General features: G+C 61.3%; 13 protein-coding genes. 8 read left to right on the top strand and 5 right to left on the bottom strand.

Translation table 11 applies throughout. The annotated features are described in order from the left end of the window. Positions 1-140 precede the first annotated feature (140 nt). From lon to RGV59_RS24975, 3 genes are all read left to right on the top strand, one after another. The gene (gene lon, locus RGV59_RS24985) at positions 141-2,537 is read left to right on the top strand and encodes an endopeptidase La (protein WP_046382847.1); all 2,397 of its coding nucleotides are present in this window, start codon (positions 141-143) and stop codon (positions 2,535-2,537) included. Between the two features lie 148 nt (positions 2,538-2,685). Further along, a complete protein-coding gene (locus RGV59_RS24980; RefSeq protein WP_003174819.1) occupies positions 2,686-2,958 on the top strand; it encodes an HU family DNA-binding protein in 273 nt (90 codons plus the stop codon). A gap of 233 nt (positions 2,959-3,191) precedes the next feature. Beyond that, positions 3,192-5,066 (top strand): SurA N-terminal domain-containing protein, encoded by a 1,875-nt coding sequence (locus RGV59_RS24975; protein WP_126585754.1) that lies wholly within the window; start codon positions 3,192-3,194, stop codon positions 5,064-5,066. Between the two features lie 48 nt (positions 5,067-5,114). Here RGV59_RS24975 and RGV59_RS24970 read toward each other — a convergent pair whose 3' ends face one another. Continuing rightward, the gene (locus RGV59_RS24970) at positions 5,115-6,281 is read right to left on the bottom strand and encodes an MFS transporter (RefSeq protein ID WP_126585753.1); all 1,167 of its coding nucleotides are present in this window, start codon (positions 6,279-6,281) and stop codon (positions 5,115-5,117) included. A 120-nt stretch (positions 6,282-6,401) separates the two neighbouring features. Between RGV59_RS24970 and RGV59_RS24965 the strand changes: the two genes are divergently transcribed. Both RGV59_RS24965 and RGV59_RS24960 read left to right on the top strand, forming a co-directional pair. After that, positions 6,402-7,301 carry a LysR family transcriptional regulator gene (locus RGV59_RS24965; RefSeq protein ID WP_046382850.1) on the top strand — a complete coding sequence of 300 codons (900 nt, stop codon included), beginning with the start codon at positions 6,402-6,404 and terminating at the stop codon, positions 7,299-7,301. Positions 7,302-7,390: 89 nt separating this feature from the next. After that, a complete protein-coding gene (locus RGV59_RS24960) occupies positions 7,391-8,191 on the top strand; it encodes a DUF2242 domain-containing protein (protein ID WP_102617264.1) in 801 nt (266 codons plus the stop codon). 1 nt (position 8,192) lies between these two features. Here RGV59_RS24960 and aceE read toward each other — a convergent pair whose 3' ends face one another. After that, entirely contained in the window at positions 8,193-10,853 is a 2,661-nt protein-coding gene (aceE, locus tag RGV59_RS24955; RefSeq protein WP_126585752.1) for a pyruvate dehydrogenase (acetyl-transferring), homodimeric type, read from the bottom strand. A gap of 145 nt (positions 10,854-10,998) precedes the next feature. On the opposite strand from aceE, the gene RGV59_RS24950 reads away from it, so the two are divergent. Beyond that, positions 10,999-11,469 (top strand): MarR family winged helix-turn-helix transcriptional regulator, encoded by a 471-nt coding sequence (locus RGV59_RS24950; protein WP_108525050.1) that lies wholly within the window; start codon positions 10,999-11,001, stop codon positions 11,467-11,469. 108 nt (positions 11,470-11,577) lie between these two features. On the opposite strand, the gene RGV59_RS24945 is transcribed toward RGV59_RS24950, so the two are convergent. Beyond that, the gene (locus tag RGV59_RS24945; RefSeq protein WP_046485430.1) at positions 11,578-12,582 is read right to left on the bottom strand and encodes a transketolase-like TK C-terminal-containing protein; all 1,005 of its coding nucleotides are present in this window, start codon (positions 12,580-12,582) and stop codon (positions 11,578-11,580) included. Between the two features lie 143 nt (positions 12,583-12,725). Here RGV59_RS24945 and RGV59_RS24940 point away from each other — a divergent pair, with 143 nt between their 5' ends. Next, positions 12,726-12,905, top strand: coding sequence for a hypothetical protein (locus tag RGV59_RS24940; protein ID WP_126585751.1), 180 nt, complete (start codon positions 12,726-12,728; stop codon positions 12,903-12,905). An 8-nt stretch (positions 12,906-12,913) separates the two neighbouring features. Here the strand turns inward: RGV59_RS24940 and RGV59_RS24935 are convergent, their stop codons facing one another. Both RGV59_RS24935 and RGV59_RS24930 read right to left on the bottom strand, forming a co-directional pair. Beyond that, the gene (locus RGV59_RS24935; RefSeq protein WP_046485428.1) at positions 12,914-13,948 is read right to left on the bottom strand and encodes an AraC family transcriptional regulator; all 1,035 of its coding nucleotides are present in this window, start codon (positions 13,946-13,948) and stop codon (positions 12,914-12,916) included. Between the two features lie 4 nt (positions 13,949-13,952). Beyond that, positions 13,953-15,083 carry a carbon-nitrogen hydrolase family protein gene (locus RGV59_RS24930; protein ID WP_102617261.1) on the bottom strand — a complete coding sequence of 377 codons (1,131 nt, stop codon included), beginning with the start codon at positions 15,081-15,083 and terminating at the stop codon, positions 13,953-13,955. A 211-nt stretch (positions 15,084-15,294) separates the two neighbouring features. On the opposite strand from RGV59_RS24930, the gene RGV59_RS24925 reads away from it, so the two are divergent. Continuing rightward, on the top strand, positions 15,295-17,334 hold the full coding sequence (locus RGV59_RS24925) for an NADPH-dependent 2,4-dienoyl-CoA reductase (RefSeq protein WP_046485425.1): 2,040 nt from the start codon (positions 15,295-15,297) through the stop codon (positions 17,332-17,334). The last annotated feature ends 24 nt before the right edge of the window (positions 17,335-17,358 follow it).

The following is a 17,358-nucleotide window of genomic DNA, read 5'->3' as shown; positions in this document are numbered from 1 at the left end:
ACAAGGGGCCTTTAGGGGCCCCTTTTGTTTTAAGGGCGTGTTTTTCCTGCATTTAACTGCTGGCATTGAGCTTGTTTTTTTTGCCGGCAGCCCCCATCTTGGTTTCATGCTTACTTTTCAACTGTCATAGAGGCGAAATCATGAAGACAACCATCGAATTGCCTCTCCTGCCGTTGCGTGATGTCGTCGTCTATCCGCACATGGTTATCCCGCTGTTCGTGGGGCGCGAGAAGTCTATCGAAGCCCTCGAGGCCGCGATGACGGGCGACAAGCAGATCCTGCTGTTGGCCCAGAGAAATCCTGCTGATGATGATCCAGGCGAAGACGCCCTGTATCGCGTCGGTACTGTTGCGACTGTCCTGCAATTGCTCAAGCTGCCCGACGGCACTGTCAAGGTGTTGGTGGAAGGTGAGCAGCGCGGTGCGGTCGAGCGCTTCATGGAGGTGGACGGCCACCTGCGCGCCGAAGTGGCACTGATCGACGAAGTCGAGGCCCCGGAGCGCGAGTCCGAAGTATTTGTACGCAGCCTGCTCTCGCAATTCGAGCAGTATGTGCAGTTGGGCAAGAAAGTCCCGGCTGAAGTCCTGTCTTCCCTCAACAGCATTGATGAGCCTAGCCGCCTGGTCGACACCATGGCCGCGCACATGGCGCTGAAAATCGAGCAGAAGCAAGACATCCTCGAAATCATCGACCTGCCGGCCCGTGTCGAACACGTCCTGGCGCTGCTCGATGCCGAAATCGACCTGCTGCAGGTTGAAAAGCGCATCCGTGGTCGCGTGAAGAAACAGATGGAGCGCAGCCAGCGCGAGTACTACCTGAATGAGCAGATGAAGGCCATTCAGAAGGAACTCGGCGACAGCGAGGAAGGCCACAACGAGATCGAAGAGCTGAAAAAGCGCATCGATTCCGCCGGCCTGCCGAAAGACGCCCTGACCAAGGCCAACGCCGAGCTGAACAAGCTCAAGCAAATGTCGCCGATGTCGGCCGAAGCCACCGTGGTTCGCTCCTACATCGATTGGCTGGTGCAGGTGCCGTGGAAGGCTCAGACCAAGGTGCGCCTGGACCTGGCTCGCGCCGAAGATATCCTCGATGCCGACCATTACGGCCTCGAAGAAGTCAAAGAACGCATTCTCGAATACCTTGCCGTGCAAAAGCGCGTGAAGAAAATTCGTGGCCCGGTGTTGTGCCTGGTCGGTCCGCCGGGTGTGGGTAAAACCTCCCTGGCCGAGTCGATTGCCAATGCCACCAACCGTAAATTCGTGCGAATGGCCCTTGGCGGCGTGCGTGATGAAGCGGAAATCCGTGGTCATCGCCGCACATATATCGGTTCGATGCCAGGAAGATTGATTCAAAAGATGACAAAGGTCGGCGTGCGCAACCCGCTGTTCCTGCTCGATGAAATCGACAAAATGGGCAGCGACATGCGTGGCGATCCTGCATCGGCCTTGCTCGAAGTGCTCGATCCTGAGCAGAACCACAATTTCAACGACCATTACCTGGAAGTCGACTACGACCTGTCCGACGTAATGTTCCTGTGTACCTCCAACTCCATGAACATTCCGCCAGCGTTGCTGGACCGGATGGAGGTGATTCGTCTGCCGGGTTACACCGAAGACGAGAAGATCAACATCGCCGTCAAATACCTCGCGCCCAAGCAGATTTCGGCCAATGGCCTGAAAAAAGGCGAGATCGAATTCGAGGTCGAGTCGATCCGCGATATGGTGCGTTACTACACCCGCGAGGCCGGTGTACGGGGGCTTGAGCGCCAGATTGCGAAGATTTGCCGCAAGGCGGTCAAGGAACATGCGCTGGAAAAACGCTTCTCGGTGAAGATCACCGCCGATGTGCTGGAGCACTATCTGGGCGTGCGTAAATTCAGCTACGGGTTGGCGGAACAGCAGGATCAGGTAGGGCAGGTGACTGGCCTGGCGTGGACCCAGGTGGGTGGCGAGTTGCTGACCATCGAAGCCGCGGTGATCCCGGGCAAAGGCCAATTGATCAAGACCGGTTCCCTGGGTGACGTGATGGTCGAATCCATCACCGCCGCGCAGACCGTGGTGCGCAGCCGCGCCCGGAGCCTGGGGATTCCCCTGGACTTCCATGAGAAGCACGACGTCCATATCCACATGCCGGAAGGGGCGACCCCGAAAGACGGCCCTAGCGCTGGCGTAGGCATGTGTACGGCCCTGGTATCGGCCCTGACCGGCATTCCGGTACGCGCCGATGTGGCCATGACCGGGGAAATCACCCTGCGTGGCCAGGTATTGGCCATCGGTGGTCTGAAAGAAAAATTGCTCGCCGCACACCGGGGTGGAATCAAGACCGTGATCATTCCTGAAGAGAATGTCCGCGACTTGAAGGAAATTCCTGACAATATCAAGCAAGATCTTCAGATTAAACCGGTTAAATGGATTGACGAGGTCCTGCAAATTGCGCTGCAATACGCGCCGGAGCCCTTGCCAGATGTGGCTCCGGAGATAGTCGCGAAGGACGAAAAGCGCGAGTCTGATTCCAAGGAAAGAATTAGCACGCATTAATGCGTTAAAGCCTGGGGGCTTCCTTGACAGCTTTTTAGAGCCCTTGTTATAAAGCGGCTCTTAAGTGTCTGTAGGCCATTCAGCACTGGTTTTTGCTTTCACCAAAAAACTTAGAATCATACTCAATAGATATATAAGGGGACTTAGAGTGAACAAGTCGGAACTGATTGATGCTATCGCCGCATCCGCTGATATCCCGAAAGCTGCTGCTGGCCGTGCGCTGGACGCAGTAATCGAATCCGTCACTGGCGCTCTGAAGGCCGGCGATTCGGTGGTACTGGTAGGCTTCGGTACTTTTTCTGTGACTGACCGCCCAGCTCGCACTGGCCGTAACCCACAGACTGGCAAAGCACTGCAAATCGCTGCTGCCAAGAAACCAGGTTTCAAAGCCGGTAAAGCCCTGAAAGAAGCCGTTAACTAAGCCTCGATCAAGCCTTTACCTACCCGGGTCCGACGCAGGTCTGGCCTGGCAGCGGAGCGGCAGCTGACCCACGTATCCATCGGGTCACCACGCCGGGGGTGTGGGTTCTAACCCCCGTCCGCTCCGCCAGTTACGAGAGAAGGCGCATCCTCGGATGCGCCTTTCTTCTATCCGGACTCTACCCACGCTCCACGGTTGCCAATTTTTGAAGTTCAACCGTTTCTGGGGGACGCATGCTGCAAAATATCAGGGACAATTCACAAGGCTGGATTGCCAAGACCATTATCGGGATCATCGTCGCATTGATGGCGTTCACCGGTATCGAGGCTATTTTTCAGGCTTCGACCAACACCAAGCAGGACGTGGCCAAGGTCAACGGTGAAGCAATCACCCAGACCGAACTGAGCCAGGCCGTCGACATGCAACGTCGCCAACTGATGCAACAGATGGGCAAGGATTTCGATGCTTCCCTGTTGGACGAAAAACTGCTGCGCGACGCGGCGCTCAAGAGCCTGATCGATCGCAAGCTGGTACTGCAAGGTGCCGCTGATTCCAAGTTTGCCTTCTCTGACGCCGCGCTGGACCAAGTGATCCTGCAGACGCCGGAGTTCCAGGTGGACGGCAAGTTCAACGCCGAGCGTTTTGACCAGGTGATCCGTCAACTGGGCTACAGCCGTCTGCAGTTCCGTCAGATGATGACCCAGCAAATGCTGATCGAGCAGACTCGCTTGGGCATCCTCGGTAGCGCCTTCGTGACTGATGCGCAGGTGCTGGCATTCGCCCGCCTGGAAAAACAGACCCGCGATTTCGCCACCGTCAATATCAAGGCCAACCCTGCGGCGGTGAAACTCACCGACGACGAGGTCAAGGCTTACTACGACCAGCACGCCAAAGAGTTCATGACCCCGGACCAGGTGGTCATCGACTATCTGGAGTTGAAGAAGTCGTCTTTCTTCGACCAGGTCACCGTCAAGGACGATGAACTGCAGGCAGCGTATGAGAAAGAAACCGCCAACCTCGCTGAGCAGCGTCGTGCGGCGCACATCCTGATTGAAGTCAACGACAAGGTCACCGACGCTCAAGCCAAGGCCAAGATCGAGGAAATCCAGGCGCGCCTGGCCAAGGGTGAACAGTTCGAAGCCCTGGCCAAGGAGTTCTCCCAGGACCCGGGTTCGGCCAGCAATGGCGGTGACCTTGGTTTTGCCGGTCCTGGCGTCTACGATCCGGACTTCGAAGCTGCCCTGTACGCCTTGAATAAGGACCAGGTCTCGGCACCGGTGCGCAGCACCTTCGGTTGGCACCTGATCAAGCTGTTGGGCGTTGAAGCGCCAGAAGTGCCATCGTTCGCCAGCCTGAAAGACAAGCTGACTCACGAGCTCAAGAACCAACAGGTTGAACAGCGTTTTGTCGAAGCGACCAAGCAATTGGAAGATGCGGCGTTCGAAGCCTCCGACCTGGCTCAGCCGGCCTCCGATCTGAAGCTGACCGTTCACACCTCTGCGCCGTTTGGTCGCGAAGGCGGTGAGGGTGTCGCGGCCAACCGTGCCGTGGTCACTGCCGCGTTCAGCCCGGAAGTGTTGGATGAGGGTGCCAACAGCACCGCCATCGAGCTCGACCCGGAAACCATCATCGTGCTGCGGGCCAAAGAGCATCTGAAGCCTACGCAACTGCCGCTGGAAAGCGTGGCAGCGGCGATCCGCACCCAGATGACCAAGGAACGCGCCAGCGCGGCCGCCAAGACTCACGCTGACGAGTTGATCGCCAGCCTGCGTGATGGCAAGACCCCGCTGAACCAGCCCGTTGATGGCCAGGTCTGGAAAGTCACCCAAGCGGCTACCCGTAGCCAGGAAACGATCGACCCGGTGGTGCTGCAAGCCTTGTTCCGCATGCCCAAGCCTGCGTCCAAGGACAAGCCGACCTTCACCACCGTGACCCTCGCTGATGGCAGCCTGGTGATCGTGCGCTTGAACGGCGTCACCGAAGCGGCGGCTCCATCGGACGATGAGAAGGCGCAATACCGCCGTTTCCTCGCTTCCCGTGTTGGGCAGCAGGATTTCGCGGCGTACCGCAAGCAGTTGGAAACCAAGGCTGAGATCAAGAAGTACTGATCTCGGTTTGAATAAAAAGCCCCCGGCCTGAAAAGACCGGGGGCTTTTTCATGGGCGTTTGCAAAGGGCCAGCAACATCAACGCCACTACCGCCCAGGGAAACGCGAGCACGCCCCAGCTCTGCAGCAACAACCCGCCCGCCAGACCGCCACCGGCAATGCCCAGGTTCCATACCGTCACCAGCATCGACTGCGCGGCGTCCGCCGACTCGCCTGCCGACTTGGCCAGGGCGGTTTGCAGTAAGGCTGGTAGGCCACCGAATGCCAGCCCCCAGGCCGCGACGGCGATGTAGATGATCGCCGGCGAGTCGATCCAGAACGCCAACGCCAGCGCCGAAAGGCCAAACAGCATGCAACTGAGTAGCACCAGCGAGCGCAGCCATCGATCGATCAGCAGGCCCACCAGCCAGATGCTCAACAACGCCGTCAGGCCAAACACCAGCAGTACCCGGTCGATATCGGCCTGGATGCCGGCGGGCTCCAGCAGGGGGGCGATGTAGGTATAGAGAATGTTGTGCGCCAGCACGTAGGTAAAGGTCACCCAAAGCACCGGGCGAATACCGCGCAACCTCATCACCTGGCGCAGGCCCAGGCGCTGTTGTGCTGCTTGGCCGGCAAAGTCCGGGAGTTGCCAGCGCGCCCAGAGCAGCAATGCCAGCGTCAGCCCGGTCATGATCGCAAAACTCAAGCGCCAGCCAACGAGGGTGCCCAGCAGGGTGCCGGCCGGCACGCCCAGGGTCAGGGCCAGCGGTGCGCCAAGCATTGCGATGGCAATCGCCCGGCCTTGCAGGTGAGGGGCGACCATACGACTGGCGTAACCGGCCAACAGGGCCCAGAGCAACCCGGCGAATACCCCGGCGAAAAAGCGCGCTACCAGGGTCAGCCCGTAGTGACTGGATATGGCCGTCACGCTGTTGACCAGGGCGAAGCCAGCAATGGCCACCAGCAGTAGGGGGCGTCGGCGCCAACCCCGCGTCAGCAGCGTCAAGGGGATGGCCGCGAGCAATGATCCGAGTGCGTAGAGCGTGACCAGTTGGCCAACCAGGGCGGGCGACACACCCAGGCCTGCGCCCATCTGCGGCAGGAGCCCCGCGGGCATGGCTTCGGTGAGGATGGTGATAAAACCCGCGCAAGCCAGGGCCAACAAGCCTCCCAGCGGCAGCACGTCAGGCTCGGCGTTCGCCGGGCAATGGGTAAGTGAAGGGTTGTCGCTCATGACGCTTGATCCATATAAAAGGGGCAAGGCGGCAGAGTAAGGGGCTGTGCTGTGCGGAAAAACAGGCTAAGGTTCCGAACTTAGCGGACATAGGTGTCCGTAATCAGTCGAGGCGTGATCATGGACAGCTTGAGCAGCCTGTCGGTATTTGTGCAGGTGGCGGAGACGCGCAGCTTCACCGTCGCCGGTCGCGTGCTGGGGGTATCGTCGTCGGCCGTGGGCAAAAGTATCGCGCGCATGGAAGAGCGCCTGGGCGTCAGGCTGTTTCACCGCAGCACGCGCAGTATCACCCTGACCAGCGAAGGCTCGCTATTTCTTGAGCGTTCCCGGCGCATTCTGGCCGAGGTCGAGGCGGCCGAGCAGGAATTGACGGACGCCAGCGCCACGCCCCGCGGCAAGTTGCGCGTCAGCCTGCCGCAGGTACGCGGCTTGTTGATGCCGGTGCTCAGCGACTTTATGCGCGCCTACCCGGATATCGAGTTGGATGTGGATTTTTCCGACCGCATGGTGGACGTGATCGAGGAAGGTTTCGATGCGGTGATTCGCACAGGCAAGCCCGAAGATTCGCGCTTGATGGCGCGGCATCTGGGCTATTACCAGTTGGTGCTTGTGGGCACGCCGGGCTACTTCGCTCAACACGGCACCCCGCAGCAACCGCAGGATCTCAATGATCACGCGTGCCTGCGGCACAAATTCTGCGCCACCGGCAAGCTGGAAAACTGGCCGTTGCGTCACCTGCCGGGCGCCGCCGAGCCGACCTTGCGTACACCGCTGGTCAGTACCACCATTGAGTCCCTCAACCATGTGGTACACGAGGGATTGGGCATCGCCTGTCTGCCCGACTACATGGTCAACGAGGCCGTGGGGCAGGGGCGCTTGCTACGGGTGTTGGATGATTATCTCGAACACCGTGGCAGTTTCTGGATATTGTGGCCGTCAAGTCGTCATGCATCTGCCAAGTTGCGCGTGTTTATTGACCATATGTGCGCCGGGCTTTTCCCTGCAGGCACCGCTGTGTAGGCTTGTGACGTTTTATCGACAGGAATGCGCGCGCCAAGGCCTCGTTCTGTTGCACAATACTGCCCAGACCGTTTTCCTCAGGATTTTCAATGTCGACATCATTTCACTTGCGTAGCCTCGGGTTGGCGCTGGTGTTGGCGGGCGCCACGGGCTGCTCGTCACCCAAGACCGCTATTTACGAGCACGAGAATTTCGACGACTCCGGTACGTTCTCCCGTAATTACCCGGTCAGTGACATCGCCGCGTGCGAGGCCGCCCGCCGTGCCTTGCTGAGCCAGGGCTACATCATCACCAGTAGCGATCCGAAGCTGGTGGTGGGTAACAAGAGTTTCCAGCAGACCGGCGAAACTCACATGCAGATCAGCTTCAATGTGGTGTGTGCCAATGATGGCAAAGGTAAAAGCCACTCGACGATGTTCGCCAACGCCCTGCAGGATCGTTATGCGCTGAAGAAGGTCAACAACTCCGCCAGCCTGGGTGTGGGTGTGCTGGGCTCGGTGTCGATGCCGATCGGCTCCACCGACGACTCGATGGTGAAGGTGGCGAGTGAGACTGTCTCGGCGCCGAAGTTCTACGAGCGCTACTTCGCGCTGGTGGATGTGTTCCTGCCCCAAGAGGTGAAGAAGACCGAACATATTCCAGAACAGCCCAAGGCTGAACTGGGGGTGCCGGAACCCAAAGTTGCCCCGGCAGCGGAGAAGGTGCCAGCGCCGAAGGAAGAACCTGTAGCGCCGGCCGTCTCGACGCCGGTTACACCGGCACCGGAGCCTGCGCCGATCGTCCCGCAGGCAGAACCGAGCCCTGCGCCGGCACCGGCACCTGCGCCAACCACGCCGGACCTGCCGCCGCCGACAGAGGCGATTCCGCCCCTGCCGACGCCCGCGCAGTGAGTCAGACCGCTACGGGATTGGTCTTGTCGACATTGATCCCGTAGCGACTGATCGCCTCACTGATTTTCTCGCGACCTATCAGTCCGTCATCGGCCAGCGCCTTCAGTGCCGCCAGCACAATGAAATGCCGGTCCACCTCGAAGAACTCGCGCAAGGCCTCCCGGGTATCCGACTGCCCGAAGCCGTCCGTGCCCAGCGCTACAAAGCGTCGGTTCGGCACAAAGGGGCGGATCTGGTCGGCGAACAGCTTCATGTAGTCAGTGGCCACCAGCACCGGACCCGTATGCCCGGCCAAGCATTGCTCGACGTAACTCAAGCGCGGCTCGTGTTCCGGGTGCAACAGGTTCCAGCGTTCGGCTTCATGCCCGTCACGGCGCAGCTCGGTCAGGCTGGGCGCACTCCATACGCTGCTGTGTACGGCGAAATCCTTGTCGAGCAACGCTGCTGCGGCGATCACTTCCCGCAGGATCGAACCGCTGCCCATCAATTGCACCTGTGCCTGCTGGTGTGTGCTCAGCGGATACAAGCCCTTGAGAATGCCTTCTTCCACGCCTTCGGGCATTGCCGGGTGCGGGTAGTTCTCGTTGAGCAGGGTGATGTAGTAGTAAATGTCCTCCTGCTCGACATACATGCGCCGCATGCCTTCGCGAATGATCACCGCCAGTTCGTAGGCAAAAGTTGGGTCATACGACACACAGCACGGAATCACCGACGCCAGGATATGGCTATGCCCATCATCGTGCTGCAAGCCTTCGCCCATCAGGGTGGTGCGCCCGGCCGTGGCACCCAGCAGGAAGCCGCGTGCCCGGGCATCGCCTGCCGCCCAGGCCAGGTCGCCGACGCGCTGGAAGCCGAACATCGAGTAGAAGATGTAGAAGGGCACGGTCATCAGAGCATGGTTGCTGTAGGACGTACTCGCCGCGATCCAAGAGGCAATCGCACCGGACTCATTCAGACCTTCCTGCATGATCTGTCCGTCCTTGCTCTCTTTGTAGTAGCTCAGTTGCCCGGCGTCTTGTGGGGTGTAGAGCTGGCCGACGGCGGAGTGAATGCCGATCTGACGGAACAGGCTTTCCATGCCGAAGGTGCGTGATTCGTCCGGCACGATGGGCACGATCAGCTTGCCCAGGTGCGGGTCCTTGAGCAGTGTGCCGAGGATCCGCACAAAGGCCATGGTGGTGGAGATGGCGCGCTCGCCGGTGTCTTTGAGCTGGGTCGCGAAAGCGCTCAGTTCAGGAATCCGCAGCGATTCGACGGCGCTGTGGCGCGCCGGCACGTAGCCACCCAACGCCTGGCGCCGGGCGGCGAAGTAGCGCGCCTCTTCGCTGTCGGCAGCCGGCTTGAGGTAAGGAGTTTCAGCCAACTGCTCGTCGGGGACTTCCAGGCCGAAGCGATCACGGAACGCTCTGACGGCGTCGGCGCCCATTTTTTTCAGCTGATGGTTGATGTTCTGGCCTTCGCCGGCTTCGCCCATGCCGAAGCCCTTGACGGTTTTCGCCAGGATCACCGTGGGTTGGCCTGAATGACTCATGGCGGCAGCATAGGCGTTATAGACCTTGTCCGGGTCATGACCGCCGCGTGAGAGTTTCCAGATGTCCTCGTCTGACAGGTCCGCAACCAATGCCAGCAACGCCGGGTATTTGCCGAAGAAATGTTCGCGCACGTAGGCGCCGTCCTGGGATTTGTAGTTCTGATAATCACCGTCCACGCACTCCATCATGCGTTGGCGCAGCAGCCCGCTCTGGTCTTTTTCCAGCAGCGCATCCCAGCCGCCGCCCCAGATTACCTTGATCACATTCCAGCCGGCCGCGCGGTAGAGGCTTTCGAATTCCTGGATCACCTTGGCATTGCCGCGTACCGGGCCGTCCAGGCGCTGCAGGTTGCAGTTGACCACGAAGATCAGGTTGTCGAGTTTTTCACGCCCGGCCAGGGAAATGGCGGCCAGGGATTCCGGCTGGTCCATTTCGCCATCACCAAGGAACGCCCAGACCTTGCGGCCCTGGTGCTGCTTGAGCGCACGCAACTCCAGGTAGCGCATAAAGCGCGCCTGGTAGGCGGCGGTGATCGGTCCGAGCCCCATGGACACGGTGGGGAATTGCCAAAAATCCGGCATCAGCCGTGGGTGCGGGTAGGACGACAAGCCTGCACCGCCCGTTTCGCGGCGGAAGTTGTCGAGCTGGGCCTCGCTGATGCGGCCTTCGAGATACGCGCGGCCGTAGATGCCGGGGGAGGAGTGGCCCTGGATGTAGACCAGATCGCCATCGAAGGTGTCGGTGCGCCCACGGAAAAAGTGGTCGAAGCCGACGTCATACAGCACGGCGGCCGACGCGTAGGTGGCGATATGCCCACCGACGCCGGAGTGTTTACCGGCGCGCAGCACCATGGCCATGGCGTTCCAGCGGATAAACGCACTGGTGCGGCGTTCGAGGGCCAGGTTGCCAGGGTAGGGCAACTGGCGGTCCAGCGGGATTGTGTTGATGTAGGGCGTGGTTACCCGCCCGTAGACGTCACCATGTTGCGCCACGTCGAAATCCAGCAACTGGTCGATCAGGTAGTGGGCACGCGGGCGGCCTTCGGTGGACAGCACCGATTCGATGGCTTCCAGCCATTCGCGGGTTTCCTGTGGGTCGTCGTCCAGTCTTACTGCGGTATTCGGGGTCATGTGAGGCTCCAGGGTCGGCGAATATCAAGCAGCGAGCTCCTTGTGGGAGCGGCGCACATATAGTTGCAATTGCAACTACATGTCTGAATCTAGCGCGGGATGAGCTACTATTGCAACCTTCTTGAAATTCCCCGGATGGTGTTGCATGTCGTCGAAAGAGCCTGATGTCTGGTTCCGTTTTGTCAGGGCCCACAGGACGGTCATCCGTGAAATCGAGCGGCGCCTGGCTGCGGCCGACCTGCCGCCCTACGCCTGGTACGACGCATTGTGGGGCCTGGAAAGCGGCCCCGAAGGTACTCGGCGCATGCATGAATTGGCCGATGTGCTGGCCATCGAGCGCTACAACCTGACGCGCCTGGTGGACCGCCTGGAAAAAGACGGCCTGGTGGTGCGCTCCCGCTCCGACGGCGACGGCCGTGCCGCGTTTGCCACGATCACCGAGGCCGGCCGGGTGTTGCGCAAAAAGATGTGGGGCATCTACGAAAGCACGGTGGATGAGCTGTTCCTGTCGCAGATCGCACCGGAGCAGCGCCAGGGGTTTGCCGAAGCCCTGGAACGTACTGCCGGGTTGGCGATGGAGGCCGGTGTGCAGGTCCGTAGCCGGCGCAAATCCTGAGACACGACGATTCAACGTGGAAGATGGCGTGGTCCCGATAACAGGCAGCTGTCGACTGACCCGCCGCTATCGGGAGCAAGCCCCTTGCGCCGTTGTTCGCATTCCGGCTCATTGCAGTGAGTAGCGCTTCATCGCCCGTTCGACCTGCTGTGCAGCGATGAGCCCGTCCTTCGCCAGGGCGCTCAATGCAGACACCGCAATCCAATAGCGACTGGGCGCCGATGCCTGCACCGAGCCCGCGCCCAGCCCCACGAACCGCGCATCCACGTAAGCCGCCAACGGGTCGACAATCGGCTGTGCATAGCCGGTCACTGCAATCACCGGCGCGGCATTCCCGGCCAGGCACTCGCGCAAGTGGCTGCTGCGTCTGGGGGCGGTGGGGTGCAGGCGATTCCAGCGTTCGGCCGCCGCGGCCTCTCGGGCCAGCCGCGTGTAGCTGGGGCAACTCCACAGCTGCGCGGTGATATTCCAGTCCTGTGCCAACAAGCGTTTGGCCTGCACGACCTCTTCAAGCGCCCGACCTGCGCCGAGCAAGCGCACGTCCCCTGGGGCATCGCGCTGGAGCGGATACATACCCTTGAGCGCATCTTCACGGTCCTGCTCGGTCAACGGTACTGCGTTGTCGTCGTCATGCAGCGCCAGGTAGTAAAACCCGGGCTTGCCGTCGATATACAAGGTGCGCAGTCCCGCCAGCACGATCGCCCGGACTTCCTCGCCCGTGGCAGGATCGTAGGGCGTGCAATGCGGATTGCTCGCCAGCCACAGCGGGAGAGAAGGCTGTGCGCCCTTGGGCCAGGCCGAGGGTTGGGTTTCGATGTCGTTGCACAGGATGCCGCGCTGCGCCGTCTCGGCCGACAAGGCACACAGTTGTGCCGACGACACCGCGCTGTGCAGGTACAGCAACGGTTTTTCCGCAGTTTTGCGCGCAAACCAGACGGGCCAACTGCCCACACGCCGGGAACGGGACTGGCCGCGAATCACCCAGGCCTGCCGGCTGGCTTCCAGGGTGTTGGCCATGCTCATGACGGTATGCAATGGCGAACTTCGTGTATGTCCGGCCTGGTTCAACGCATCACAGCAAAGCTGTGCGGCGTGCGCGGTGGTGGCAATCATCGGTCTGACTCCTCGGCAAGGGAGGCTTACCCTAAGGGAAATCGACTTATAATTGCAATTGCAATGGTTGCAATTGTTTTTCGATGGCCCAGTGCTAAATCCGCACAACGCTGCTACGTTTAATCTGAACGTGCAGGAACGTCATGACACCGACATTTTTCCGTCATCACGGCACATTAGGCTGGCTGTGCAGGTCATTTACCTGCGGCTGCTTTCAACTCAAAAAGGAGTTCACCATGGACGATTACCAAGAAGAACTGCTGGAGTACCAGGCCTTTGAATGGGACCCTTTGGACCCCGCCGACGACGCTACTGAGCTGTAAGACCGGCTTCAGGCGGATTGCCGCTGACTGCGGCGAAATTCCCCTGGGGTCTGGTTGTTCCACCGCCTGAACGCCCGTTGAAAGGCCTGGGCCGAGGCAAAACCGAGCAAGTAGGCGATCTCGCCGAATGCCAGTTCCGTATCGCGGATATAGGTCATGGCCAGGTCGCGGCGGGTATCGTTGAGGATCGCCCGGAACTGAGTGCCTTCATCGGCCAGTTTGCGGCGCAGGGTCCAGGTCGGCAGCTTCAAGCGCGCCGCCACTTCTTCCAGGTCGGGTTCCCGGCCGCCATTGAGCATCGGCCCGAGCAAGCGGGTAATGCGCTCGCGCAGGCTGCGGGTGCGGGTCAACTGCTCCAACTCCCTTTCACACAGTTGTAACAGCAGTTGCCAGGTGCTCGGGCAATGCTCCGGGTTGCGCAGCGCCAGGGTTGTCTGGCTCAGGCGCAGTTGATTGGCCTCGGCGCCGAAGTGGACCGGGCTGTCACCCAGCACGCTGTATTGTTCGCTGTAGTCCGGTGCTTCGAATTCGATCTCGATGCGCTGCGCCTGTACCGGCTGCTGGGCCAGGCTCGACAGTTGGTGCAGCCAGCCGGCGATGATCGAGTCGACCACAAAGCGGTTATAGGCGTTGTACGGGCTGATGGAGTAGAAACGCAGCCACGCGCCTTCGGCGTCTTCATGAAAGCTCGACTGCCCGCGATAGTTGGAGCCGTACAGCGCTTCAAAGCGCGTGAGGGTGCGGGCCGCTTCGCGCACGTTGGGCGCCTGGGCGGCCGTGACACCGGCCAGGCCGGCCTGGCTCAAGCGGCTCGACTGGCCCATGCGCAGGCCGAGGCCCGGATCGCCGGTCAGTTGAATGGCGGCATGGCCCAAGCGCATGTAACGCGGGATCGACAAGCGCGCGCCGGCTTCGGCGAGCCGTAGCGGGTCCAGGCCGTATTGCAGCAACAGCGGTTGCGGGTCCAGGCCGTGGCTGCTGATGGCGTCGGCCAGGGTGTGCACGAAGCCCACCGACAGATCCCCCAGGCGTACCGGCTTCACGGCGTTACAGCCAGATATTCAGCAAGCGCGCGCCACGGGCGTCGCCGTCGGCGAACACCTGGCCGTTGCTGCTGAGAAAGCTCTGGCCGGCGCTGCCCAGGTCCCAGAACTGCCCGCGCAGAAACACACTCATGCCCGCGATGGCCTGGCTGATGGGCGGCTGGCTGATCAAGGTCAGGCGCCGCCAGGCTTCGCCTTCGCTGAGTTCTTCGGGTTTGAGGCTGATTTCCGCGGGCGTCGACACGCTTTTGAAGCCGCGCCAAGGGCGGCCCCAGGTGTCGCGGCCGATAACAAACGCGGGGACGGCGATCAACCTTGCACCTTGCTCATTGAGCTTGCGGTAGTTGTCCGGGTACCAGCTGTCGCTGCCGATCAGGATGCCCAGGCGTCCGGCCGGGGTGTCGACCACGCTGACGGTGTTTTCATCCCCGGGCGCAATGAAGCCGCGCTCGTCGTAGATCGGGTAGAGCTGACGCTGCGGCTGGCCCAGGGGCAGGCCATCGGCCGCAAATACCAGGCTGGCGTTGTACAGCGCGCCATGCCCGACCTGCAGTTGCCCCTCGCTCACGCTGGGGTTGGGCAACGCGATGGAACCGGCCACCAGGGTCACGCCAAACTCCTTGGCCAGGCCGCCGAACAGCACTTGGTAGTCCCGCGCCATTGCCGGGGCTTTCATGCGCAAGTACGCGTCGTCCATGCGGTTGTCGCCGGTGGCGCTGATCCAGGCGCGCATGAACTGCAGCGGGTTGCTGATCGACAGCCAGTTCATCGCATCTTTCAGGTGGGTCGCCTGATACAGCTCGTTTTTTTCGCCGCTGAGCATCAGCCAGGTGCCGATATGTTCCGGCAGCACCACGATGGTTTTTTCATTGATCAGCCCCTGGTTTCGCGCCGTTTGCAGGTAGGCCGCGAGCTTCAGGTGCAGGCGTTCCAGGCTCTGGTAGTCGCCGGGGAACAGTTCCGGCTGAATGCCCAGCAGGTTGCCGCGATCGGCAGGCTGGCCTTCGTTGACGGCCAGGGTGATGCGCAGGTCGGACAGGTAATGCGCCACGGGGCGTTCCTGGGTCCAGACCAGATAGGCGGCGACGGCGGCAACCAGCGCCAGGGTGACGGTAAAAGCGAGAAGTTTACGCATGGGGAAACAGACAACAGACCGAGTGCAGGGTTCGCGACTAGGGTAGGGCCCGCGGCTCGGCTTGCCAAGGGGCGCTGTGCATTTGGATCAATAACTTGTCAGTTTCGGTCATTGAGTGCTAGCCGAACGCCTCTTAGTCTGTGGGACATAAACCGATGGCAAGCCGTAAGAGCGTGCCACGTCCCGTGATGATCCGTTGTGGAGCTTGACCATGACCGCTGCTGCGTACCCGCACCTGCTGGCCCCGTTGGACCTGGGTTTTACCACCTTGCGCAACCGTACCCTGATGGGCTCGATGCACACGGGGCTGGAAGAAAAACCGGGCGGTTTCGAACGCATGGCGGCCTACTTCGCCGAGCGCGCCCGTGGCGGCGTGGGCCTGATGGTCACCGGCGGCATTGGCCCGAACGATGAAGGTGGGGTGTATTCCGGCGCGGCCAAGCTGACCACCGACGAAGAGGCGCAGAAGCACAAGATCGTGACCCGCGCCGTACACGAAGCCGGCGGCAAGATCTGCATGCAGATCCTCCACGCCGGCCGTTATGCCTACAGCCCCAAGCAGGTGGCACCGAGCGCGATCCAGGCGCCGATCAACCCGTTCAAGCCCAAGGAACTGGACGAAGCGGGCATCGAGAAACAGATCCAGGATTTCGTCACCTGCTCGCTACTGGCGCAGTCCGCCGAATACGACGGCGTGGAAATCATGGGTTCCGAAGGCTACTTCATCAACCAGTTCCTCGCCGCCCACACCAATCACCGCACCGACCGTTGGGGCGGCAGCTACGAAAACCGCATGCGCCTGGCGGTGGAGATCGTGCGCCGGGTGCGCGAAGCGGTCGGCCCGAACTTCATCATTATCTTCCGCCTGTCGATGCTCGATCTGGTGGAAGGCGGCAGCAGTTGGGAAGAAATCGTGCAACTGGCCAAGGCCATCGAGCAGGCCGGTGCGAGCATCATCAACACCGGGATCGGTTGGCACGAAGCGCGCATTCCGACCATCGCCACCAAGGTGCCGCGGGGCGCGTTCAGTAAAGTCACCGCCAAATTGCGCGGCGCGGTGCAGATCCCGCTGATCACCACCAACCGCATCAACACCCCGGAGATTGCCGAGCAGATCCTCGCCGCAGGCGATGCCGATATGGTCTCGATGGCGCGGCCATTCCTCGCCGACCCGGAGTTCGTCAACAAGGCCGCGGCCGGTCGTGCCGATGAAATCAACACCTGCATCGGCTGCAACCAGGCCTGCCTCGACCACACCTTCGGCGGCAAGTTGACCACCTGCCTGGTCAACCCGCGCGCGTGCTACGAGACCGAGCTCAACTACCTGCCGGTCAAACAGATCAAGAAAATCGCCGTGGTCGGCGCCGGTCCCGCGGGCCTGGCCGCTGCCACGGTGGCGGCCGAACGCGGCCATCAGGTGACGTTGTTCGATTCGGCCAGCGAGATCGGTGGCCAGTTCAACATCGCCAAGCGCGTGCCGGGCAAGGAAGAGTTTTTCGAGACCCTGCGTTATTTCAACCGCAAATTGCAGACCACCCATGTGGAGGTGTGCCTCAACACCCGCGTCGACGTCGCGCAACTGACGGCAGGCGGGTACGACGAGATCATCCTCGCCACCGGTATCGCCCCGCGCACGCCGGCAATTGCGGGCATCGATAACCCGAAGGTGCTGAGCTACCTCGACGTGATCCTCGAGCGCAAACCCGTGGGCAAGCGCGTCGCGGTGATCGGTGCCGGCGGTATCGGCTTCGACGTGTCGGAATTCCTCGTGCATCAGGGCGTGTCCACCAGCCTGGACCGCGATGCGTTCTGGAAAGAGTGGGGCATCGACACGCAGTTGCAAGCGCGTGGCGGCGTCGCCGGGATCAAGCCACAACCGCACCCGCCGGCGCGCGAGGTGTTCCTGCTGCAGCGCAAGGCTTCCAAGGTCGGTGACGGGTTGGGCAAGACCACCGGCTGGATTCACCGCACCGGGTTGAAGAACAAGCAGGTGCAGATGCTCAACAGCGTCGAGTACCTGAAGATCGACGACGCGGGCCTGCATATCCGCATCGGCGCCGAGGGCGAGCCGCAATTGTTGGCGGTGGACAACATTGTGATCTGCGCCGGCCAGGACCCGTTGCGCGAATTGCAGGACGGCCTGGTCGCAGCGGGCCAGAACGTGTACCTGATCGGCGGTGCCGACGTCGCCGCCGAACTCGACGCCAAGCGCGCCATCAACCAGGGCTCGCGCCTGGCAGCTGAGTTGTAAAACGCCGAGAAGGGGCAGTGTTAG

The organism is Pseudomonas sp. FG1, assembly GCF_034313875.1.
GTDB classification, from domain to species: Bacteria; Pseudomonadota; Gammaproteobacteria; order Pseudomonadales; family Pseudomonadaceae; genus Aquipseudomonas; species Aquipseudomonas veronii.
This window is presented reverse-complemented; position numbering and strand designations above follow the sequence as displayed.